The sequence below is a fragment of the Bradyrhizobium retamae genome, assembly GCF_001440415.1.
Lineage (GTDB): Bacteria > Pseudomonadota > Alphaproteobacteria > Rhizobiales > Xanthobacteraceae > Bradyrhizobium > Bradyrhizobium retamae.
Window position 1 is genome coordinate 100,969 of sequence record NZ_LLYA01000057.1, and the last position, 22,256, is coordinate 123,224.

Genomic DNA, 22,256 nt, shown 5'->3' on the forward strand with positions numbered 1-22,256 from the left:
GTCCGGGCTAACTGCGCCACGCGTATCTTCGCGTGCAGGGCGAACGCGATCTTGATGGTGACCAGCACGGGCGCAGCGATGACGAAAAGAAGAGCGACTGCAGCGAACGCGGTGTCGAAGGCGATCACCGTGGATTGACCGGTGAGGGCTCGACCCAACAGACCCATCGCAGTCCGGCCGGCGGCCACGCTGTCCATCCCTCGTGCCGCGAGCATGGCACTCATCGTCGTCAGCCGCTCGCTGACCGCAGGAAGGCCTGCGGTGACACCGGCGCCGAGCACCGTGGCATTGGCAGCGACATTGTGATCGATCATTGTCTGGAGCCCGGCCACGCCCATGAGGCCACCGAGCTGGCGCCCCGCGTTGAAAAGACCGATGCCGGACGCTCGATTGCGGCTGTTGAGGTCGCTGAAAGCGATAAGGGTGATCGACAGGAAGAGGAAGCCAAGTCCAAAGCCGCGTAGCAGGATGGCGGCCATCATGTCGTCAGCGCCACTTTCGCTGGTCGAACCGGACAGCATCCACATAGAGGCCATGATCATCAGGATTCCGAACGGCACCGTGGCGATAGGGGGAGCGCCTCTGACCTGCATGAGAAAGGCAGCAATGAGGAGCGCGCCGACGAAAAGCGCGCCGCTTGGCAGCAGGAGCTGGCCGGCATCGGTAGGCGTGAACGCGAGAACGGACACGGCAAATGACGGGATCAGGAACGCGCTCCCGAACAAGGCGGCACCGGCGACGAAACTGACGATGAAGGCGAAGGAAAAATCGCTCGACCGGAACAGGGTGAAATCCAGCAGGCCTTGGCTTTTGGCCATTACCTGTTGGCCGAGAAACGCCAGCAAAGCGGCTGCGCCGATCACCGTCAGCCACACGATGCGAGGCTCCTCGAACCAGCGCCATCGACTACCCTGATTGAGAACATAGGTGAGGCAGAGAAAGGTGACTGATATCAGTAGGAAGCCAGCCCAGTCGAACGGAGGCCGCGCAGTCGTAACGGGTCTCGGGCCCTCCGCGATCAACAGAAGTCCGATGGCGGCGAGCGCCACCGGAACAACGCCGAAGAAAATCCATGCCCACGACTGGCTGTCGATCAACCATCCCTGGAGCGCCGGGGCGATGGTCGCAGGAGCGACGACAGATCCCATCGCAAACAGTGCCTGCAGGATCGGCTGGCAGGATCGCGGATAGGCGAGAAAAATGATCGACTGCCCCGCGACAAGCAACGTGCCGCCGGAGAAGCCCTGTATCATGCGGAGTGCGACCAGCAGGTCTAACCGATATGTGATGGCGGCGATGCCGCAGGCCGTCCCCATGACCAGCGTCGAACCGATGATCAGGCGGCGCGGACTGGTGCGCGTCATGAGCCAGGAGGCGGCCATGAACCCGATCAGCTTCGTTGCGGTGTATCCGATGTCCAGCCAGGCGAACTCGTCGGGAGTAGCATGGGTGTCGCCAATGATGTCGTTGCGCCCGAGCGACAGGACGGTGCTTGCGATCGCCTCCGTCAGAGTAGCGAGCACGATGCCTGCGACAAGAATGCTTCCTGCCGCGCGCCTGTCATAGCCTGGCGTTGCGTCGGCGATCGCGGTCATGTGCCGCTTCCTCGATCGATCTCGACACGCGCGGACAGGCCGGGTACGACGCGACCGGGCAATGGATTTCTGGCGAAGCGAATTTTCACAGGAACGCGTTGAACGACGCGAATGAAGTTCCCCGTCGCATTGTCAGTGGGGAGCAGGGTGAACGCAGACCCGCTGCCGGGCGCAAAGCTGTCCACCACGCCTTCGATCGTCTGGTTCGGATAGCCGTCCACTGTGATGCGGGCGCGCTGTCCAGGCCGGATATGTTCGATCTGGCTTTCCTTGAAGTTCGCCACCACCCACACGTCCTTGACCGGAACGATGTCGAGCAAGGAGGTGCCCGGCGCGACAAGCCGGCCGACGCGGACCTGACGGTTGCCGACGACGCCGTCGACCGGCGCATGCACCACGGTATGGTCGAGATCGATCTGGGCGAGATCGCGTGCGGCGTGCGCCTGCGCCACTGCAGCAACTGCAGCTTCGCGCTGGCTTGCAAGGACGGCGATGCGTTGCCGCTGGGCCTCCACCGTTGCCGACGCCGCCGACACGCCCGCCTCGGTTCTCGATAGCGCCGCATCGCTTTCATCGACCTGCGCCTGGCTGACGGCGTTGGTGCGGATCAGCTCACGGCGGCGATCGGAGGCCTTGCGGGCCAGATTCATCTCGGCCACGCTCGCAAGTCTTTGAGCTTCGGCCTGCCGTATCAGGGCGTGCTGGAGTTGGGTCTCCGCATCGACATTGGCGAGGCGGGCTTGGGCGGCTTCGACATTGGCCTCGGCTTGCGCAAGGCGTGCGCGGTAGTCCCGATCGTCGATCCGGAACAGGACGTCGCCTGCACGAACGGTCTGGTTATCCTGAACCTCTACGGCCGTGACGTAGCCCGCAACCTTCGGCGCGAGCGAGGTCATGTCGCCGCGAATATAGGCGTTATCGGTGAACGTCTCGTTCGATCGAGCATAGGCCCAGCCGCCAGCCACGACGCCGACGGCACCGAGGCACAGCACCAAGCCGATCATCTTTTTCGTTTTCGGTAAGAAAATGGTCATCGTTTCCTCGCCAAGTAACGTCACCAGCAACTAAGCCAGTCCCAGGCCGCCGTCGACGGCGATCACCTGGCCCGTCATCCATTCCGAAGTGGGGCCAGCAAGCCGCACGATCCATTCTGCGACATCGTTCGGAACGCCGCGTCGCCCGAGCGGTATGCGCGCGCGCTCCTGCTCCTTGATTTCGGCCGCCTGTTCCGGGGAGAGTCCCATCATGCCAGTCAGTGCGCCCGATTCGGTGGGGCCCGCCGCGACGGCGTTCACCCTTATGCCGAGCGGTGCAAGCTCCAGCGCCCAGCAGCGGGTCAAGTGCTCCAATGCAGCCTTGCTGGCTGCGTAATGGGACCGCCCAGCCGCCGGCTTGTGGCCGAAGGTGCTCGAGACATTGACGATCGTGCCCCGTCTCGCCTTCAGGTGAGGCAAAGCAGCAGCAGCGAGCAGACTTGGGCCGAGCACGTTGACGGAGAAGATGTCCGTAATGCGATCAGCCGTCGTGTCGGCCAGCGGAAGGATTGCACCTGCGCCTGCGTTGTTGACCAACGCATCCAGCCTTCCCCAGGTGTCGACCGCCTTTGCGATGGTACGCTTGGCATCCTCGACGGAAGCGGCATCTGCGACCAATCCAGCGATGTTCGCATGCCCGGCCATTGTCTCTTCGATGGGTCCGGGGCGGCGGCCGGTAACGAGGACCTTGTTGCCTTGTCTGGCGAAGCGCAGCGCCGCTGCCCGTCCGATGCCGGAGCCGCCGCCCGTCACAATCACGACCTTTTCACTTTGCATGTTCGATCTCTTTCTGTGATCACCGAGGAAGGGGCGTACGCCGATGAGCTGATAAAGTTCGCCGTGCGCCTGCTACCGCGCAGTCCAGCCGCCATCGACGGAGATTGCGGTACCCGTTATCTGGTCCGCCGCGGCCGAACACAGGAAGGCGACGGTGCCGCCAAGCTGCTCCGGAGACGCGAAATCCAGAGACGGTTGTTTCTCAGCAAGGAGTTCGCTGGTTGCTTCCTTCTGGCTGATGCCTTTTTGAGCGGCGATATCGCTTATCTGCTTTTCGACCAGCGGCGTTCGCACCCAACCTGGACAGACCGCGTTGCAGGTCACCCCGCTTCCAGCGGTCTCGAGACCGACCACCTTGGTCAGGCCGACCAGCCCGTGCTTGGCCGCGACGTAAGCGGCTTTGTGGGTTGAAGCGACAAGGCCGTGCGCGGAGGCGATGTTGACAATGCGTCCCCAGCGCTGCTTCTTCATCTGGGGCACCGCCGCTGCAATGCCGTGGAACGCGGCGGATAGATTGATGGCGAGAATTGCATCCCACTTGGCAGCCGGGAATTCTTCCACCGGGGCAGTGAACTGGATGCCGGCATTGTTGACGAGGATGTCGAGGCGTCCGAATTTTTCGACCGTCCTGTCAATCAACTCGCGCACAGCGTTGCCCTTTGACATGTCGGCGCCGTCATAGACGACTCGTACGCCGTGATCGCGTTCGATTCCGCTGCGGATCGCCTCGATCTCGCCCGCTTCGCCAAAGCCGTTCAACACCAGGTTAGCGCCCAGCTTGGCCAGCTCTTTGGCGATCCCCAGCCCGATGCCGCTGGTCGATCCGGTGACGATTGCTACCTTGCCCTTCAACATGGGAATGCCTTTCGATGTTCTGAGAAATGGTACCTGCTGCCTCAATCGCGGCGGCGATGGACGTCATGAGTGACGATGCCGAGCTCGGGAGCCGGCGGGTCCAGGCGACCCGGATCGGCCAGCGTGCGGCGGATATCTTCCAGCCCGCTCTGCCAGTGCGCGCGCATCGCGCTCAGCCCGAACTCGTAATCCCTGGAATGGCCCTCGTAGGTCTTGGTTTGGTAGATCAGGTGGACGATGTTGTACGAGCGGTGGCGGGCCATATCCGCAATGGCGCGGATTTCCGGCTTCGCCTTTGCGCTTTCGGGCAGCTCCTCCATCGTCCGCTGCAACGCCTGACGCATCTTCTGCATTCGCAGCACCTGGTCGGTAACGGCGCGCGTGCGGCTCGAATACTGGATGTCTTTCTGCCGGCTCGACACTTCCATCATGTCGTAGGGCACGCGCCCTCTGGCCGACCAGAGATCGATCTGGAATGTCAGGGTGTCACGGGGCTCGCCGGACAGCACACGGGAGAGAGGCGTGTTCGAAACCACGCCGCCATCCCAGTAGTGCTCGCCTTCAATCTCGACGGCGGGGAATCCCGGCGGCAGCGCGCCGGAAGCCATAAAATGCTTCGGTCCCAGCCGGCGCTCGGCGGTGTCGAAATAGGTCAGGTTGCCGGTGCGGACGTTGACCGCGCCGACGCTGACGCGCACTTCGCCCGAGTTCAGTCTGTCGAAGTCAACGAGCCGTTCCAGTGTCTGGTGCAACGGTGCCGTGTCGTAGAAGCTGGTCGCTGCATCACCAGAGAACGGCGACCAGAGCGGCGACGGGAAGCGCGGCTTGAAGAAACCGGGCTGGCCCTGGACCAACGCTCTCGTCGCCGCCATCGCGTTGCGCACCGAGTTGATGTCGAACGCAAAGGGCAAGGCATTGGCCAACCCTTCGCCGGCAGGCCACTCTATCGAAAAGGCACAGATAGTTTCCCAGAACTCGCGCAGCCGTGCCACGCGCTCGGCTTCAGGGGAGCCCGCGATGATGGCGGCGTTGAGTGCGCCGATCGAAATGCCGGCCAGCCAGTTCGGCCGGATGCCGGCCTCATGCAGGCCCTCATAGACTCCGGCCTGGTAGGCGCCAAGCGCTCCGCCACCCTGCAGCACCAGAGCAACGACATCGTAGGGCAGCGGCCTGGTTTGCTGCAGCACTGCACCGGGTTGCTCGCGCATCACGTTCAACATTGCCAAAACTCCTTGCATTGTGGCCGATCCGATCAGCGAACATTCGCTTCGATCAGAATCCCTGACCCGGGTGCGCGCACAGCCGCGCCCGGCGCTAAATAGTCGTGAACTACGGTGCCAAGCCCGAGGGTGAGATCGGCGACGAGGTGCTTGGCCGACAGCACTTGCAGGACTGGCAACTCGGCGACCGGCGCAAGCGCATGCGAGTAGAGGTCGAGCGCCGCCGGCCCGGTCCAGGCGCCCTTCACGGTGATCTCCTCGAGATGAAAGCGCACCAGCTCGCAGATGCGCGCCGTGCCGTCGACATGGGGGATGATCTTGATGAGGAAGTTCGGCGCGGCGAGTTTTTTGGCTTCGGCGGCGGTGTCGAGAGCGCGATGCTTGTAGCCCATGGTGCCGGTGGCGATGCGGACCGAGCCGTAGTTCAAGGTGCCCACCAGGGTGTCGGTCTCGACGGCCAGTTTCGGCTCTGCCAGCTTCTTCGGAAAACCCCACAGCTCACGCCCACCCGCAATCGGCGGATGGTCGTTGAGGAACATCTGATGGATGAAGCTGCCGGCCTGGCCCTTGTAGGACACCGGAATGACCTGACCGCTTTCGGTATAGTCGCCGAAGCCGGTTGAGTCGGGCATGCGGATGAACTCGTAGTTCACCACGGGCTCGGTGAGTGCGAGCGGCTCCGGCACGATGCGGCGCAGCGCTTCGGGATCCGTCCGGTACCGGATGATGAAGTATTCGCGGTTGACGAACCGGTAAGGGCCGGGTGGGAAGGCCGGGTTCGTCAGCGGCATGGCGAACGCTGTCGCGCGCACATTCTCGTGTTTCATCGGGGTGAGCTCCAAATTGGTCTGACATGAGCGGGCCGCGCTCCGCGTTTCGAAACGCGGCCCGTGTCGCGTGAGGCGCTACACAAGCGGTCAGTAGTCCCAGAAGACCGGCACCCAACGAAAGGCGTCGCCGTCGACTGCCACATGGCCGACGGACGGGAACGGCAGGTGAGTGGCCACCAGCAGCCCACCGGTCTCAGTCAATTCCCGCAAAAGACTGATACGAACGCGGGCCGACTCCTCGGGGTCGTGTTCGAAGCCGTTGTACCACTCGGGGTGCTCGAACCCGACCGCGAACACGAGGTCGCCGGCGAACGTCAGCCGGTCGCCGCCGGACGCCACGCGGACCACGCTGTGCCCGGGGGTGTGGCCGCCGGTGCGAGTGACGACCACTCCCGGTGCCACCTGGTACTCCTCCTCGAACGGCCGCAGCTGGCTGCGGTACTCTTTCACAAACCGCTTGGCGGTCGATCGAAGCGCGTCCGGGAACCCCGGCGGCATGGAGACGTGGGAGAAATCGGGCGCCTCCCAGAACTTGACCTCTGCGGCCGCCACGTGGATCCGCAGGTCCGGACGTAGCCGTTCCTTGACCCCGTCGACGAGCAGCCCGCCAATGTGGTCCATGTGCATGTGGGTCAGCACCACGTCGGTCACGGACGCAAGATCGATGCCGGCGGCCTCCAGTCGCTTGATCAATTGCCCGGCCCGCGGCAAGTGCAAGTCCGGGTCGAGCCCAAGCCCAGCATCGACGAGTATGGTCCGGTCGCCACTACGCACCACGACCACGTTCAGCGCCCAATCGTAGGCGTCCGGCGGCAGGAACATGTCTTTCAGCCAGGTCGCCCGGACGGCCGGGTCGATGTTGTGGGCCAACATTGCGGTTGGGAGCGGTAGCACGCCATCGCTGACCACCAGCACGTCAATGTCGCCGACCCGCACCGCGTAGCGCGATGGAACCAATTCGTTGGACACCGGTCCACCGGGATGTGAGGTGTTGGCTAGGCTCGTGTCTACGTCCATGTTCGTCTCCTGTTTCATGTTCAAGGCTACTGGCTGGTCTCGGTTGAGCAGGCCGCGCAGCCAGCGAGAAGCGCGGCCCGTTTCGCGTGAAGGGTCTAGAAGAAGCCACTCACGTCAGTCACACGCTCCGGATCGGCAGAGGCCAGCGCGGCAGCGCGCTCGGCACGCGGCGGATAGATCCAGACGGTGTTGATTTCCTGCTTGGTCTTCTTGCCGACGTCGCCGACCATCTTGACCTGGCGTTCCCAGCCAACGGTGAACAGCGCACCGGCTTCGCCGAGATCGAGGCAGGTGACGTAGCCCTTCTGGTGATATGGCTTGGTCGGAACGCCCAGCAGTTCGGCGGCGGCATTGTTGCCGGCAAAGGCGCCCATCCGCGTGGCGTGCTGGCACGACATCAGCGCGTAGTTGCCGATATCGTCACATGCTGCGCGAGCGGCGTCACCGGTGGCAAAGACGCCATCCACCGACGGCACGCGCAAATCCCGGTCGACAAGCAGCCGGCCGAAATTGTCGCGCTCGGCAGGAATCTGCTGGGTCAACGGGGCGGCACGAATGCCCGCCGCTTAGATCACGGTCTCGGCTTCAATGCGCTCGCCATCGGAAAGCGTGACGCCGGATTTGTCGAGCGACGCGACACCGGCGCCGAGCCGGGTCTCAACGCCGAGCTTGCGCAGGGCGTCCTCAATGACGGGGCGGGGACCCGCGCCCATATCGGGAGCGATCGCATTGTTCCGGTCGACGATGATGACGCGCGGCTTGGCATCGTTGCCGAGGACCGCACGAAGCCGCGCGGGCATCTCGGTTGCCGCTTCGATGCCGGTGAAACCACCGCCGGCGACGACGACCGTATCGCGCCCGTTCATTGCCGGACGATTGGCTAGGCTATGCAGATGCCGGTCGAGGGCAATCGCGTCATCGAGCTGGTCGACGCTGAAGCCGTGCTTGGCAAGACCGGGAATATTCGGGCGGAATAGCCGACTGCCGGTAGCCACGACCAGGCGATCGTAGGAGAGAGTCTTTCGGGTGCCTTTGGTTGTAGCGACTTGCACCACGCGAGCCTTGGTGTCGATCGTTTCAGCGCTGCCTTGCACGTAGACAACGTCGATGGCGTTGAGGACATCGAGCAGCGGCGCCGTCAGGGTCTCCGGCTTCGATTCATAGAGCCGCGGGCGAATCACCAGCGTCGGCTCGGGTGCGATCAGCGCGATTTCGAGATCCTCGGGTGAGACGCCATGGATGTCGCGCAGGCGGGCAGCGGAAAGTGCGGCGTACATGCCGGCGAAGCCGGCGCCAATGATGATAAGTCGCATGTGTTTGCTCCTGTGGGTTGAATTTTCTCGAACGTGCGCACGTCATCGCCGCCGCCCTGCATTGGCGGTAAGCCTCTTGCGATCGATGACGCAAAGATGATGTGAAACGGCTGTTAGGGTGCGGGGCAGTCCAGCATTAGCGGCATTGGCATGGGGCGTTCACATGCCGCTCGACAGCCTCCGGATCCCAAAGGCGAGCCGCGCTGGAAGGCCATCAACGGAGCCGGCTTCGCGGGCCAGTCCTTGTAGAAGATAATGGAACTGATGGGGCTGGCTGTTTGGAGGGCAGGTGCCGGAACTTCCGTTTCTTCGCCCGCTGCCGAGGTGAAGCGAACGCTCAACGAAAGTCCGTACATGAGTGCGGTCGCGACGACCCTCCGCCGCGGTGCGATTGCAAACGGGTTAACGACGTTCATCCAGGCCATCGTTTGTCTCCATTCGGTGTTGGCGTTGGCGTCACGTTGATTTAGCGAATTAGCTTTGCGACTGCCCCAGAGCGATTGCCGTACCTGTAGAGCGATTGCTGTTACCGAATGCGCCGCCGCCAATCGCTCGGTGTCTCTCCGGTCAGCTTCCTGAACGCCGCAGCGAAGGCGGTCTGGGAGGAATAGCCAAGCGCCGCCGCGATCGAGACGACGGATTCGTCCGTGTCGCGCAGCATGTTCATGGCCGATGCTGGCGCAGCCAGGCATGCGGTGAAAGTCCGGTACTTTCCTTGAAGGCGCGGCAGAAGTGGAAACGCGAGAGGCCGGCGTCTGCAGCCAGCGCCGCGAGGGAGACGTCCGAATCAGCGTCCGAGCGCAGGCGCTCGATGGCGCGCCGCAGTGCCGTCGGCGATAATCCACCGATGACTGGCTGAATCGCGACAGGTGGACCCGCATGCGCGGCCAGCAGGCGTGTCGCCAGCAGATCTGTCAATTGCTGCCTGAACAAGGCGTCCAGTGCGGCACTGTCTTCCAGTACATCTGCCGCGCTCAGCAGCAGTCGGGATGTAATGGGATCGGGATGCGCCGATCGATCCATCAGATCGCCTGGGGAAGCCGTGCCGGCTTCCAGCGCAACGCGCTCGAGCGTTGTCTGCGGAAGATAGAGGTGAATCACGTTCAAGGATTCGGGAATGTCCCAGCGCGACGTCGAGCCGGCCGGGATGACCGTCACAGTGCCGGGACGCGCCGTTCCAACCACGACCGATTTCCCGGTGCGCCGCTCGAAGCGCAGTGAGCCGGAGGGGAACGTCATGAGGACGTGGTCGGCCATCGGCCCGACGACGTCGTGCAGCGCGTCATGTTTCCAATGGGCGATCACGCTGCTGGACGGCTCAGATGCCATGCGAACTGGCGTCATCTTGAGCACGCGCGCCATTTCCGTATCGGCGTGAGGGGCCTCACCGATCGGCACGTCGCGCGAGCTCGCCTCGGAAGTATCAGGCTGGTCCTGAAGGATCGCGCAAGATTGGCTTGCAGCTCATGCGCGTGTCCTCGGCAGTGTGGAGAAGCTTCGCTTACCGGTAGAACGATTGCTGCTAACGCACGCGCCGCCGCCAATCGCTCGGGGTTTCGCCGGTCATCTTCCTGAACGCCGCAGCGAAGGCGGTCTGCGACGAATAGCCAAGCGCGGCCGCGATCGAGACGACGGATTCGTCAGTGTCGCGCAGCATGTTCATGGCCTGCTCGAGCCGGTGCTGGCGCAGCCAGGCATGAGGTGAAAGCCCGGTGCTTTCCTTGAAGGAGCGGCAGAAGTGGAAGCGCGACAGTCCGGCATCTGACGCCAGCGCAGCGAGCGAGACGTCCGCGTCGCTATCCGAGCGCAGGCGTTCGATGGCGCGGAGCAGGACCTTCGGCGACAGCCCACCCATGGTCGGCTGGAACGTGGTGGGCGAGCCGGTGTGCGCAGCCAGGAGGCGTGTGGCCAGGAGGTCTGTCAACTGATGCCTGAACAGCATATCCAGGGCCCCATTGCCTTCCAAGGTATCCGCTGCACTCAAGAGCAATCGGGACGTAATGGGGTCGGGATACGCCGTTCGCTCCAGGAGATCGGTCGGTGATGCGATCTCGGCTTCGTCGGCAACGCGTTTCAGCATTGCGTGAGGAAGATAGAGCTGAACGACATCAACAGGTTTCGGAATATCCCACCGGGAGCTTGATCCTTCCGGAATGATTATCACGACCCCGCGACGAAACGTTCCAATCGCAACCGATCTCCCTGTCCGCCGCTCCATGCGCTGCACCGTGCCGTTGTAAGCCATGATGACGTGATGGGCCATGGGTTCGACGACGTCGTGCAATGGGTCATGTTTCCAGTGGGCGATCCCGCTACCGGAGGCATCCAAAGCCATGTGAAATGGCGTGGTCCCGAGAACGCGTGCCATCTCCACATCGGCAGACGGCCGGTGGCCATTTGGCTCACGGTCCCGGTGCGTCTCGGACGCGGCCCGCAGATTGTTCGACTGATCGCGTATGGTTTGCTTGCTCATCGACTTGTGCTCACGTTGTAGCGCCAGGCGTCAGAACCAATGAAGCGCGACACTGCTGCTTCTGTGCTCCAACAATGACGGCAACCGCCGCCTGACGGAATCGTGCAGCAGGTCTGGTCTGGCAGGTTCGGCGGATAGATTGACCTGTACCTTGGGATAGTATCGGCGGGAGCCATGCCATACTGCGAGCGAAACGGAAGCCTATGAATGCTTCTGGCGAACGAATTCGCCAATGCGGGAATCGAGCCCGATGATTATCGGCGCTGGCAGCGTAAAGCGAAAATGCGCGCCGCCGGCCAAATGCCGTCGACACAGTGATCCACCTCGAGAAGATTGCACGAGATTTGGAAGCTCAATCCGTGGTCAGTCCTGGCAGTCCGAATTGATAGGAACTGTGAACTGAAACGCCGCACCTTTTGGTACGTTAGCGGTCGCCCACAATCGTCCTCCGTGATCCTCGACGATCGAACGGCAGATGGATAGTCCCATGCCCAGGCCGCTCGACTTCGTCGTATAAAATGCCTCGAAGGCTCGCTCGATAGTGTCTTCTGATAAACCCGGGCCAGAGTCTCGCACCGCGACGAGAACGCGGTCAGCTTCAGCCTGGGTGCTGATTAGCAATTCCCGACGGTCGTCGCTCATTTGGCTCATCGCCTCGATTGCATTTACGATCAAGTTCAGCATCACCTGTTGAATCTGGACCCGGCTGCCTTGAATGGCAGGTAAACCCTCCGCCAGTTGAGTCCGCACTTGAACGTCGTTTTTCAAGGCTTCCCCGCGCGTGAGTATGATAACTCCCGAAATGGCTTCATTAATCTCCAAGCGGTCCTTTCGCACGGGCTCCTTCCTAACCAACGCGTGCGTCCGGTCGACAACTTCACTTATACGCATGCCGTTCAGCACAGCTCGGTCAATTGCCTTTTTCGCCCTCTCAACATCTGGCTGCTGCCGAGTGAGGAAGCGCTGAGCGGTTTGGGTATTCAGGAGCGCGGCCGTGATCGGTTGCTTGACCTCATGCGTAATAGACGCCGTAAGTTGGCCCAAGGTTGCCAGCCGATTAGCATGGGCCAATTCCATCTGCATGTTGCGGAATCGCCGTTCGCTCTCACGCGCTTCTGTTTCTGCCCGCTTACGCTCGGTTAGATCGAGCACAAACGCGATACCTTGGCCCTCTGTCCCTTCAAGGCTCGCGACGCCGAGCAACACTGGAATACGGCTGCCATCCTTCCGGATATACTCCTTTTCGAAGGGCTGCACGGCTTGCTTGTTCTGTAGCTTGGATACTGTCATCGCATTGCGATCGCGCCATTCAGGGGGCGTCATGTCCGCCCAGCTCACTCGGCCGGACTGGAGATCGTGCTGATCATATCCAACTATGCGGAGAAACTCGTTATTGGCATCAAGAATCTGACCCTCCACGTTCCAGATGACGATGCCGATGATGTTGGCATCGACGAGGCGGCGAATTTTCGCCTCACGTTGTTCAATCTCTCGCTGCATGCTTGCAATGGACCTCAAGTCCGCCTGCAACACGTCACGCCACTGCAACATCAGTCGGAGATAGAGCTCGCTGTATTCGTTGCTTTTCTTGTCGAGAACACAAATCGTTCCAAATATCTCGCCATCGGGCCAACTGATCGGCACGCCGAGGTAAGAGATCATGCCCAGTTTGATGTCAGGGTTTGATTTCCACGCCTCATCTTGCAGAGCGTCCGGTACAATCAACGGTCGGCGAGTGTTCATTACAGTCTCACAATAGAGTCCTGTATTGAGACACGCGACCTCGCCCGGTTCGTAAGGATTTCCTTTGGACTCGCTGGAAACGAAGACTTTGATATTTGGCGGCTCTACCCTCATGATCAAGGCTGAGGGAACATGTAGAATATCGGCCAGGAGATCTACGATCTCCTGCCATTTTCGCATGACTTCCGCGGGCACTTGCATACTGTTGAGCATGTCAGTCCACCTCAACACTTATGTCCGTAGCGCACAAATCATCCGAACGTGATCCTACTGCTCCATTCCCGGCGGAGACGCGAACGGCGATTCGTCCGTCTGTTACCGCCTTGTGGACGGGACTGACCATCGGAAAGCCTCTCTCGCTCGGCGTCAGATGAAACGTCCAGTCAGCCTCATGGCGGACTGTAGATGCCGAAGCAGCGCTTCAGTTTCTATCGGCTTGGTCAGATAGGCATAGGCGCCATATCGCATGGCGTGCGACGGGGTCGCCGGATTGGTGTCGGCCGTGATGACGATCACCGGGATCGCGGAACCAATGCTCCGCAGGTGCTGCAGCAGGTCGAGCCCGCTATGGCCCGGCATGCGCACATCGGTAATCAGGCAATCGAAACTGCCTGCAACGTACTCTGCCATGAAGACCTCCGCTCGATCGAAAGTGCGACACGATAGATCCAGCACCAGAAGGAGTTCGGAAAGGGCCTCTCGCACAGCTTCGTCGTCATCTACGATCGCGACTATAGGCGCTTTAGACAAGCCGGTGACCTTCGCTAGCGTGGCCGGATGGCCACCCCCGCATCTGGCCCATTGCTGGCCCGGACTGTAACCATCCTTTGGTCTAGGGTGATCCTTCTCGAATTCCCGCAGGCAACAGTTCCCAGGTGCGAATGAGCTGACCAATCGTCGTGGCCTGCATCTTCCTGGTCACGTTGCCGCGGTGCAGCTTGACGGTGATCTCGCTGATGCCGAGATCGAACGCGATCTGCTTGTTGAGGCGGCCCTTTGCCACTTCGCGCAGGACTTCGCGTTCGCGCGCCGTCAGTTTTGTGTAGCGGTCGACGTGTTGTTTGATGCGTCGGGCCGCAGTCCTTTGCGCAACATCCTTCTCGATCCCGGCCGCGACCGCGTCAAGGAGCGTCTGGTCCCTCACGGGCTTCGTCAGGAAGTCAACGGCGCCCGCCTTCATCGCCTGGACAGTCATTGCGATGTCGCCATGACCAGTGAGAAAAATGATCGGTCTCGTATTGCCAGTCGCGGCGAGGCGCTGCTGGAGATCCAGGCCGCTGGCTCCCGGCATGCGCACATCGAGAATCAGGCAACCCGGCCGCTCCGGAAGATCGGCACTCAGCAATTCTTGCGTCGATCCAAAGCAACAGGCGTCGATTCCGACAGACAGCAGAAGTTCGCGAAGCGCGAACCTGACTTCCTCGTCATCGTCCACGATCAAGACAAGCGGATCCGTATTGTCGGCAGCTATGCTCATGGGAAAGCGAGGTAAAGCAAATGAGCCGGCGAGTGCAGTTGTACCAACCATTGCGTGCCTCCTTCATTCAAGAATGGACCGGAGAAGGGCGTTGGTCTGGGCAATAGCGCCTCGGGCGGCAGGAGTATCGGCCAACGCGTTGAGCATGACGAAATCATGGATGGTGCCGTTGTATCTCGTAGAGGTGACACGTACCCCCGCGCGAGCCAATTTGCGCGCATAGCACTCACCCTCATCACGGAGCATGTCGTTCTCGGCGACTATGATCAGCGCGTCCGGAAGGCCGGTCAGTTGATCAATCGAGGCGTTGAGTGGTGCCGCGGTGATATGCTTGCGCATGGCGACGTCCGGAAGATAGGCGTTCCAGAACCCTTCCATCGCTTGCCTGGTCAACCACGGACCATTTGCGAACGAGGCGTAAGACCCGGTGTCGAACATTGAGCTGACGGCGGGATAGAACAGCACTTGCACGTCTATCTTGGGACCGCGCCGCTCCTTCGCCATCAGAGTGACCGCGGCGGCCATGTTGCCGCCGATGCCGTCGCCAACAATGGCCAGGCGCGTCGAATCAATTCCTAGATGCCCAGCGTGTTCTACCAGGTACCTGGTGGCGGCATAGACTTGTTCGATTGCTACGGGATATCTGGCCTCCGGCGAGCGATCGTAATCCACGAAAAACAACGCAACGTGTGCGCCGACCGCGATTTCGCGGATCAAGCGGTCGTGTGTCTCCTTGCTGCCGAAGGTCCAGCCGCCATGGACATATACCAATGCAGGCAGCGTTTCACTTGCTCTCTCCGGTCGAACGATGCGAATCGGCACCGCTCCGGTGGAGCCGGTAGGGATTATCATATCCTCAAGACGCACGGCTGGCTTGCCGATGACGCCTGATTGGATCTCCGCCAGAAATCTTCTTGCGTCTTCGGAAGACAGGTCGCGCATCACCGGGCCGTCAGCGATCGAATCGACAAACTGCTGCGTCAGGGGCTCAAGCAACGCTGCGTCGGGGATATCTGCTGGTGCGGGTTTCTCAAGCATCGATATCCATCCGAAAGGGAGCGCTCGACATTCATCATGCGCGCTCCCGCGATAGAAACCCTAACCAAAACTTGTGAATTCGCGCAAAAAACCGGAAGGAGGTGCGAAACCTCACCATGAATCGTTGTGAATTTTCGTGAAATCTCAGCCCGTGGGATGTGAAACGGCCTGCTTTGGACACGTCTGCGCTAGGGATGCCCCGAGAGTTCATCCAACAAACTCTTCGCGGCCTTAAGATCGTTGGTTTCGTAGCCCTCGTTGAAGCGGCTATAGAGCGGCGAGAGCAGCTCGTATGCGTCTCCTGCCCGCCCCTGATCTCGCCGCAGTCGCGCCAGGCAAGTTGTGGTGCGCAGCTCCCACGCGAGAGCCTCCTGCGTTCGGGCCAACTCTATCGATTCCTGAAAATCTTCCTCGGCCTTGCCCGCGGCGTAAATAGCATCCTGCTGCAAACCGACCACGCCCTTGATCCGCAACAGCTCCGGACTAAACCAGCGCTCTTCGCTCTGCTCGCTTCGTCCGATCGCTTCGTCGATCGTGGCCTCTGCCAATATGGCGTCTCCGGCGACCGCCAGCCCCTCGGCCAGCGCACCCAGGAAGGTCGTGAGATACTGGACGAATCTGGCTCGGCGGAGCTCGTCGATACCAGCTTTGAGCTGCTGCAATCCGGCAGCGAGATCGCCGCGCTTGACGTTCAGTTCTCCTTCGAAGCAGCGCCCGTAAGCGCGCCAGATATCAAGCTCATCGCTGGCAGTCTGATCGAGCAGCATCTTTGTGTAGCGCTCCGCAGCCAACAGATCGCCAGCCATTAGCGCAACCGGACACGCCGCTTGAGCAAGCGCGTTGCAGAGCGAAAGCCTGTGATTGATCGAAAGAGCCTCGCTGACATTAATTTCGATACAGCGTAACGCCTGATCCGCAAACCCTTGCAGCCATAGCACGCGCGCGAGCGTGATGCGTGCTGTCACCCGTTGATCGAATTGGAAGCGCACCGCATGTGATCGACGGACTGGAGTTACGTAGCGCGCCAGCATTCGCTCAATGTGCTGTCTCGCACTCGATTGTCTGCCCAGGAAATGCAGCGTCGCACCTGTCAATCGGTCGCCGAGCAGTCGATCATTGATATCCGCCGTGTTCTGGGCAACGGAAGAAAAACGCTTTGCGAGGACCAGAGCTTCGCCGAACTTTCCCCGATTAACTCGCGAAGCCCACATTCCCCAGAGCGCCCTTAAACGGTAATCAGTATCGTCCAACCCTTCCGCGATTTCGAACGCAGTCGTCCATGCCACACCGGTGTCGCGGGCCGATGCCGTTGTGTACATCTGCGACCAGGCCACCGCGGCATAGAGATGCATCCGGCGGCGGTCATCCTTCGTTGTGCTTTCCTCAAGCGTCGTCAGCGCACGCTCGGCCCGCGTGCGACATTCCTCCATCAGCGACATCTCGAACCAAAGGGGCCCCGCCGCGACTGTCAGCTCTACACCGAGGCCAACATCGCCGCTCGGCGAGAAGGCCCAATCAAGCGCGCTGCGTATATCGTCGATTTGGGCGGCGTGAGCGGACAACCATTCGGTCGTGGGCCGCGTCTCCCACTCGGCATGGGCCCGCTCGAACCGATCGAGTTGGTAAAGCGCGTGTCGTCTCCTCACAGCCTGCGCTTCATCATCCTCGGTCAGCCTTTTCAAGGCGTAGGCTCGCGCTGTATCGGTTAGGCGATAATATACGGTCGTGCCTCCCACATCCGCCACGACGAGCGACTTCTCGACAAGGTCGGCAACGAGCCCGTCTACCTCGGACGGGATAATCCTGGCGTCTCCGGCGACGGCGGCTGCCGCCTCCATCGTAAAGCGCCCGACAAAAATGCCCAGGCGGCGCATGACGACGCGTTCGATCTCGGAGAGTAATTCGTAGCTCCAATCGAACGCCGCACGAAGCGTCTGATGCCGTGGCAGAGCGGTGCGCCGACCGCGTGTCAACAAATGAAATCGATCGTCCAGGCGACTGGCCACTCCGCGAACCCCAAAGGCGTCAACGCGACATGCAGCAAGCTCGATTGCCAGCGCGATTCCGTCGAGTCGACGGCAGATTTGCGTGACAGTTGGGACATCTTCATCTTTGAGCTCGTATCCACCAGCGCTCGCTGCCGCACGCTCGACAAAGAGTTGTACCGCCGGGTAGCTAAGCGCTTCCATAACTGTAAGTCCTGCCTCGGCAGGAGCGGTTTCCAGTGGCGGGAGACGCTGCACGCGCTCATCTTCGGCGCGTAAAGGTTCTCGACTGGTGGCAAGGATGTGAACACCCGGTGCTCGCTTCAATAGTTCTTCAGCCAGCGCTGCGGCTGCCAGCAAGACATGCTCGCAGTTATCGAACAGCAGCAGCATCTGCTTGTCCCTCAGAAAGGAAGCTAGTGCGGGATATGGATTCTCCGAGCGTATGGCAACGCCAAGCACAGAAGCGAGCGCGCTTGGCACAAGCTGAGGGTCGTTGAGTGGGGCAAGGTCGACAAACCGTCCGCCATCTCTGTAAGAGGCAATGAGCTGGTCGGCGACCGCCAGCGCAACCGTTGTCTTTCCGATTCCGCCCGGTCCGACAATCGTGACGAAGCGGCCTCGCTGCAATCGACTGCACACCATGGCAACGATATCAGCGCGGCCGATCGGTCGGCTGAGGCGGTCGGGAAAGTTGTGCCCTTTGTGAGGGACGGCGGGGAAGGCTTGGGCTGCATCGCCCGTGAACCGTACAACCGTCGCAACGAAGCGATACCCTCGACCAGGCACCGTGACGATGTAATTCTCGCCGGTCCCGCCTTCCGCGAGTGCGCGCCGCACGGCATTGATTTGGGCCCGGAGATTCGAGTCTTCGACGGTGAGGCCAGGCCACACGCGGGCAATGAGTTCATCCTTGTCGGCGACCTCGCCGGCGTGCTCAACCAAGGCTACGAGAATTTCAAACGCTCGACTTCCGAGCGAAACCGGATTTTCGCCTTGAAGGAGTAGTTGCTGTCGCGGGAAAAGGCGAAATGGGCCAAAGGTGAAGGTGAGCTCGACCGATGCGCTCACGCCACTACGTGCGTCAGCTGCCGTCACGGGCGAAGGATGATCACGGTCACCTCTGATAGCGGGTGCCATTTTCGGCTCGCCTCGTTGAGACCGAAGGAGGGGAAACTAAGCACGCACGATGGAACCGGTCAATGCCCGGTCCATGTTAAGCTGGACTCGTGCGAAATTTCGACAGATTCTCAGATCATTGCGCCGCGTCGGATTGTTTCCATCCTGGGTCTAGGGTGATTTTTCCGGTCGGATCTCCGCAGGCAACAGTTCCCAGATGCGAATGAGTTGCCCGACGGTCGTTGCCTGCATTTTTCTCGTCACGTTGCCGCGGTGCAGTTTGACGGTGATTTCGCTGATACCGAGATCGAATGCGATCTGCTTGTTGAGGCGGCCCTTGGCCACTTCGCGCAGGACTTCGCGTTCGCGCGGAGTCAGCGTCGCGTAGCGGTCGACATGTTGCTTGATCTGCCGGGCCGCGGTTCGTTGCGAGATGTCTTTCTCGATCCCCGCTGCGACGGCATCGAGGAGCGTCTGGTCTCGTACCGGCTTGGTAAGGAAGTCAAAGGCTCCCGCCTTCATCGCCTGGACGGTCATGGCGATATCGCCATGACCGGTGAGGAAAATGATCGGTCTCATATTGCCAGTCGCGGCGAGGCGCTGCTGGAGATCCAGGCCGCTTGCTCCCGGCATGCGCACATCGAGGATCAGGCAACCTGGCCGCTCCGGAAGATCGGCACTCAGTAAGTCTTGCGTCGATCCAAAGCAACAGGCGTCGATTCCAACCGACAGCAGAAGTTCGCAAAGCGCAGACCGGACGTCCTCGTCGTCGTCCACGATCAAGACGAGTGGGCGATCCGTTTCGAGGTCGGCCTTTGCTGGACGAGGGGCCGCCGCGGTCGACCACGCGGACGAAGCGGAGAGTGCATGTGTCTGCATCGGCATAGGCATTGATCCTTGGCGCTGGACGTGCCCGACGTTCTACCGGGGACTCCCGCCAAGGTCGTTGGCGGGCTTCCTAAATCTCGCTAATCGCCCGACCTGCCTGTCGCATCAGCGCTCCGCGACCCCGATTAGACGCAGGCCGCGGTAGTGGCGCTCATGCCCGGCGAGGTAGGTGGGATCGTCGGAGAAAACCCGCGCGCGCAGACTATCGATCGTGAGGCGATAGCCCCCCATCGCCTCGCACCATGAGTCGAGCGACCTTCGTCCCTCCTCGATCCGGCCCGCAAGGGCAAGCGAGGCAGCGAGAAAAGTCGCACAATAGACCAAGCTGGGAGCAAGGTCGGTGGCTCGCACGAAATGCGGAATTGCGAGCTCGTCGCGCCCATGCCAGAAGTCGTATTGGCCTAAGAAATGATGCCACAGGCCCACGCCGCGGTCGCGCGGACTAAGCGCAAGCGCATGCTGGATTGGTGCCCGCATTTCCTCAAGACGGCCCATCAGGAAATGGACATGGCCTGTATAGGCAAGGGCCTCGGCGTCACATGGATCGAGCGACAAGGCCCGACCGAAAGCGATCAGCGCCGCGTCGAAGCGGCGCTGACACTCCCGCACGTAGCCACGGCAAAACCAGGCTCGAGGCCAGTCCGGCGCTCGCGCGACCGCCCGCGTCGCCAGTTCGTCGGCCTGCCGCAGCTCGTCACGATCCGCAAGATCACGACTTTGCGCAGTGGCCCTTATGTTCTCTGCGACAATCGTGTAGGCCGACCCCGCCAGAGCCGACGCGTTCGATGGATCGGCGAGGAGCGCGCGGTCGAACCATCGCCTTGCCTCGGCGAGATCCTGGGGGACCCACAGCTCGCGATTCAGGGCGCTCCAACCGCGCAAGGCGCTGTGCTGCGCGCCAGCGGTGTGCGACGCCTCTTCGGATGGGCCCTGGGCGGCTTCCCGATCCACTAGCTCCATGATCACCGCGCGTGCCAGCCGGCCTGAGATCTCTCCCTCCATCGGGCTGAGGCCGATGTGCCGGTGCTGGAACCGATCCGCCCAGATGGTCGCTCCGGTGGCGGCATCATCGATCATGGCAATGACCTGGACCCCGCCCTCCACTGGCCGGATCGACGTGCGCAGGACATAGCGGGCGTCGCCCCCGCCGATGACCACCGCATCGGGCACGCGCGAGAGCTGCACCGTGAGATGCCGCCTGACCTCGACTCCAAGCGATTGAGACTGCTCGTCGTCGAGCAGGCTTTGGACGGGTGGTATCAGAATGGAAATGCCTCGGGCCTCTAGCTGCCTGCCGACGTGAACCGTCGATCCGCCGGGCACACTACTCCCCTCGGCCTGCGCGACCGCGACGGGCATGACGAAGCGATAACCGCGACCATGCTCGGTTCGAATGTAGTTGTCGGCCTCCCCCCCGTCGCGGAGCGCGCGGCGAAGGGCCGCCATGTGTACGGTGAGGTTATTCTCCGCGACGACCCGGTCACCCCAGACTGCATGCAGCAGATCGTCCTTGGTGACGAGTTCGCCCGCTCGCCTCAGCATGAGCAACAGCAGTTCCGTTGCCCGGGAGTTGAGCAGCACCAATTCGCCTTGCTTTTCCAGGCGGCGGCTTAGAGCGTGAAACGCGAAAGGCCCAAAGGCGAAACTGGAGGGTGCCTCCATGAATACCGAACTGATTAGCAGATTTTAGGAATCTATAGCAATGCATCGCGGCTGCATCAACGGAAATCGGCGCCGGTGAGCTCGAACCCATCCCGAGACGGAGAGTGTAAGATGCGAATGGTCGAAAATGATGTGCGGATCAGGTCCATGGTGCGCCAGGACATGCCCGAGCTGCTGCGGCTGATGGAGGGCATCGTCAAGTTCGAGCGCGGCACAGACTTCCGATTCACTGAGGCCGAACTGCTGCACCGCGGCTTCGGCGAACGTCCTGAATTCGGCGCCTTCGTCGCCGACCGCGGCGACAGCATGCTCGCCGGCATGGCCGTGCACTACGAGATTCCTCTCATGCACACGCTGCGGCCGCTGCTCATGATGAAGTGGCTTTTCGTGGACCCGGATGTGCGAGGCCGCGGGATCGGCCGACGACTAATGGGGCGCATGGCTCGCCATGCGATGGATACAGGGCACGAAAGGTTCTGCTGGTTCGTGCTGAAGGATAACGCACCAGCCCAGGCTTTCTACAAGGGCGTCGACGCGGCCCCCGATCCGGACTGGGATCGCTGGCAATTGGGAGCGGAGGCGATCGCCCACTTGGCCGCCGATGGCTAGGGCGTGAACTCATTAACGCTATGAGTACGCGCCCTAGTTCAGCCCCTAACCCAACAAGCGGTCAGTAGTCCCCAGAAGACCGGTACCCAACGAAAGACGTCGCCGTCGACCGCCACCCGGCCGACGGACGTATTCTTCTGGCCGGCGGTTTCGCAACTGCCGAAGAGCTCGCAGATCGACTAGTGGCACACCCCCAATCCCACTCCTTGGGTTCCTATCTCCACGTCGGATACGCCTACAAAGCCACGTTGGCCATCCGCCGCGGCAATGCAAAAGGTGGGGTGGAAACGCTTCAGGATTGCCTGAAGCACTGCCACGCGATGCGTTACGAGATGCGCAATACGGAGACCAAGATTGCTCTCGCGTAGGGCCTCATGGCGGTCGGACAGGTCGACAAGGCGATAACATTGATCGACGACACGATTAGCCAGGTCGAGGAGAATGGAGACTTCTTCTTCATGCCAGAGGCGCTACGTGCGCGTGGCGCCGCGAAACGCAGGGCGCCCGGGAAAACGAGATGTAATCCAGGGCCAAGGCCAGCAGCTCAGAGCGATGCCCTATTCTGTCGACCGGCCAGCTCACCCTAGACCAGGAGACTAGGAACACGAGCCTCTCGTAGAA

The 22,256-nt window shown here is 61.5% G+C and carries 15 protein-coding genes and 3 pseudogenes; 1 reads left to right on the top strand and 17 read right to left on the bottom strand.

From position 1 onward, the window contains the following. Positions 1-20: 20 nt before the first annotated feature. The 17 genes and pseudogenes from CQ13_RS08980 to CQ13_RS09060 form a co-directional block, all read right to left on the bottom strand. Positions 21-1,595: pseudogene (locus tag CQ13_RS08980) on the bottom strand (DHA2 family efflux MFS transporter permease subunit); the annotation flags it as partial. Next, positions 1,592-2,629: an HlyD family secretion protein gene (locus CQ13_RS08985; protein WP_057842659.1), complete on the bottom strand. Its 1,038-nt coding sequence runs from the start codon at positions 2,627-2,629 to the stop codon at positions 1,592-1,594. The pseudogene CQ13_RS08980 and the gene CQ13_RS08985, both read right to left, overlap by 4 nt. Positions 2,630-2,659: 30 nt before the next feature. Further along, complete coding sequence (locus CQ13_RS08990; RefSeq protein WP_057842626.1) at positions 2,660-3,406, bottom strand: SDR family NAD(P)-dependent oxidoreductase; 747 nt, start codon at positions 3,404-3,406, stop codon at positions 2,660-2,662. A 72-nt stretch (positions 3,407-3,478) separates the two neighbouring features. Then, positions 3,479-4,261, bottom strand: coding sequence for a 3-hydroxybutyrate dehydrogenase (locus CQ13_RS08995; RefSeq protein ID WP_057842627.1), 783 nt, complete (start codon positions 4,259-4,261; stop codon positions 3,479-3,481). Between the two features lie 41 nt (positions 4,262-4,302). Next, a complete protein-coding gene (locus tag CQ13_RS09000; RefSeq protein WP_057842628.1) occupies positions 4,303-5,481 on the bottom strand; it encodes a DUF3734 domain-containing protein in 1,179 nt (392 codons plus the stop codon). Between the two features lie 32 nt (positions 5,482-5,513). Further along, positions 5,514-6,308 (bottom strand): acetoacetate decarboxylase, encoded by a 795-nt coding sequence (locus CQ13_RS09005; protein ID WP_057842629.1) that lies wholly within the window; start codon positions 6,306-6,308, stop codon positions 5,514-5,516. 90 nt (positions 6,309-6,398) lie between these two features. Beyond that, entirely contained in the window at positions 6,399-7,328 is a 930-nt protein-coding gene (locus tag CQ13_RS09010) for an MBL fold metallo-hydrolase (RefSeq protein WP_430649669.1), read from the bottom strand. 95 nt (positions 7,329-7,423) lie between these two features. Beyond that, a pseudogene (locus CQ13_RS09015) lies at positions 7,424-8,641 on the bottom strand (NAD(P)/FAD-dependent oxidoreductase). A gap of 526 nt (positions 8,642-9,167) precedes the next feature. Beyond that, positions 9,168-10,039, bottom strand: a pseudogene (locus CQ13_RS09020) (AraC family transcriptional regulator). A gap of 124 nt (positions 10,040-10,163) precedes the next feature. Beyond that, a complete protein-coding gene (locus tag CQ13_RS09025; RefSeq protein ID WP_082637379.1) occupies positions 10,164-11,114 on the bottom strand; it encodes a helix-turn-helix transcriptional regulator in 951 nt (316 codons plus the stop codon). A 363-nt stretch (positions 11,115-11,477) separates the two neighbouring features. Further along, the gene (locus CQ13_RS09030) at positions 11,478-13,070 is read right to left on the bottom strand and encodes a GAF domain-containing sensor histidine kinase (protein WP_245309103.1); all 1,593 of its coding nucleotides are present in this window, start codon (positions 13,068-13,070) and stop codon (positions 11,478-11,480) included. Between the two features lie 153 nt (positions 13,071-13,223). Continuing rightward, a complete protein-coding gene (locus CQ13_RS09035; RefSeq protein ID WP_347337021.1) occupies positions 13,224-13,751 on the bottom strand; it encodes a response regulator transcription factor in 528 nt (175 codons plus the stop codon). Then, on the bottom strand, positions 13,690-14,334 hold the full coding sequence (locus CQ13_RS09040) for a response regulator transcription factor (RefSeq protein WP_057842633.1): 645 nt from the start codon (positions 14,332-14,334) through the stop codon (positions 13,690-13,692). Before CQ13_RS09040 ends, CQ13_RS09035 begins: the two co-directional genes overlap by 62 nt. A gap of 63 nt (positions 14,335-14,397) precedes the next feature. Beyond that, positions 14,398-15,372 (bottom strand): alpha/beta hydrolase, encoded by a 975-nt coding sequence (locus CQ13_RS09045; protein WP_057842634.1) that lies wholly within the window; start codon positions 15,370-15,372, stop codon positions 14,398-14,400. A 188-nt stretch (positions 15,373-15,560) separates the two neighbouring features. After that, on the bottom strand, positions 15,561-18,497 hold the full coding sequence (locus tag CQ13_RS09050; protein WP_082637380.1) for an ATP-binding protein: 2,937 nt from the start codon (positions 18,495-18,497) through the stop codon (positions 15,561-15,563). 150 nt (positions 18,498-18,647) lie between these two features. Then, complete coding sequence (locus CQ13_RS09055; protein ID WP_057842661.1) at positions 18,648-19,355, bottom strand: response regulator transcription factor; 708 nt, start codon at positions 19,353-19,355, stop codon at positions 18,648-18,650. A 114-nt stretch (positions 19,356-19,469) separates the two neighbouring features. Then, on the bottom strand, positions 19,470-21,026 hold the full coding sequence (locus CQ13_RS09060; protein ID WP_057842636.1) for a winged helix-turn-helix domain-containing protein: 1,557 nt from the start codon (positions 21,024-21,026) through the stop codon (positions 19,470-19,472). 111 nt (positions 21,027-21,137) lie between these two features. Here CQ13_RS09060 and CQ13_RS09065 point away from each other — a divergent pair, with 111 nt between their 5' ends. Continuing rightward, positions 21,138-21,635, top strand: coding sequence for a GNAT family N-acetyltransferase (locus CQ13_RS09065; protein ID WP_082637381.1), 498 nt, complete (start codon positions 21,138-21,140; stop codon positions 21,633-21,635). The last annotated feature ends 621 nt before the right edge of the window (positions 21,636-22,256 follow it).

Coding starts and splice junctions, on each gene's coding strand:
- CQ13_RS08985 (WP_057842659.1), bottom strand. CDS start 2,629: ATGACCATTTTCTTACCGAAAACGAAAAAGATGATCGGCTTGGTGCTG.
- CQ13_RS08990 (WP_057842626.1), bottom strand. CDS start 3,406: ATGCAAAGTGAAAAGGTCGTGATTGTGACGGGCGGCGGCTCCGGCATC.
- CQ13_RS08995 (WP_057842627.1), bottom strand. CDS start 4,261: ATGTTGAAGGGCAAGGTAGCAATCGTCACCGGATCGACCAGCGGCATC.
- CQ13_RS09000 (WP_057842628.1), bottom strand. CDS start 5,481: ATGTTGAACGTGATGCGCGAGCAACCCGGTGCAGTGCTGCAGCAAACC.
- CQ13_RS09005 (WP_057842629.1), bottom strand. CDS start 6,308: ATGAAACACGAGAATGTGCGCGCGACAGCGTTCGCCATGCCGCTGACG.
- CQ13_RS09010 (WP_430649669.1), bottom strand. CDS start 7,328: ATGGACGTAGACACGAGCCTAGCCAACACCTCACATCCCGGTGGACCG.
- CQ13_RS09025 (WP_082637379.1), bottom strand. CDS start 11,114: ATGAGCAAGCAAACCATACGCGATCAGTCGAACAATCTGCGGGCCGCG.
- CQ13_RS09030 (WP_245309103.1), bottom strand. CDS start 13,070: ATGCTCAACAGTATGCAAGTGCCCGCGGAAGTCATGCGAAAATGGCAG.
- CQ13_RS09040 (WP_057842633.1), bottom strand. CDS start 14,334: ATGAGCATAGCTGCCGACAATACGGATCCGCTTGTCTTGATCGTGGAC.
- CQ13_RS09045 (WP_057842634.1), bottom strand. CDS start 15,372: ATGCTTGAGAAACCCGCACCAGCAGATATCCCCGACGCAGCGTTGCTT.
- CQ13_RS09050 (WP_082637380.1), bottom strand. CDS start 18,497: ATGGCACCCGCTATCAGAGGTGACCGTGATCATCCTTCGCCCGTGACG.
- CQ13_RS09055 (WP_057842661.1), bottom strand. CDS start 19,355: ATGCAGACACATGCACTCTCCGCTTCGTCCGCGTGGTCGACCGCGGCG.
- CQ13_RS09060 (WP_057842636.1), bottom strand. CDS start 21,026: ATGGAGGCACCCTCCAGTTTCGCCTTTGGGCCTTTCGCGTTTCACGCT.
- CQ13_RS09065 (WP_082637381.1), top strand. CDS start 21,138: ATGCGAATGGTCGAAAATGATGTGCGGATCAGGTCCATGGTGCGCCAG.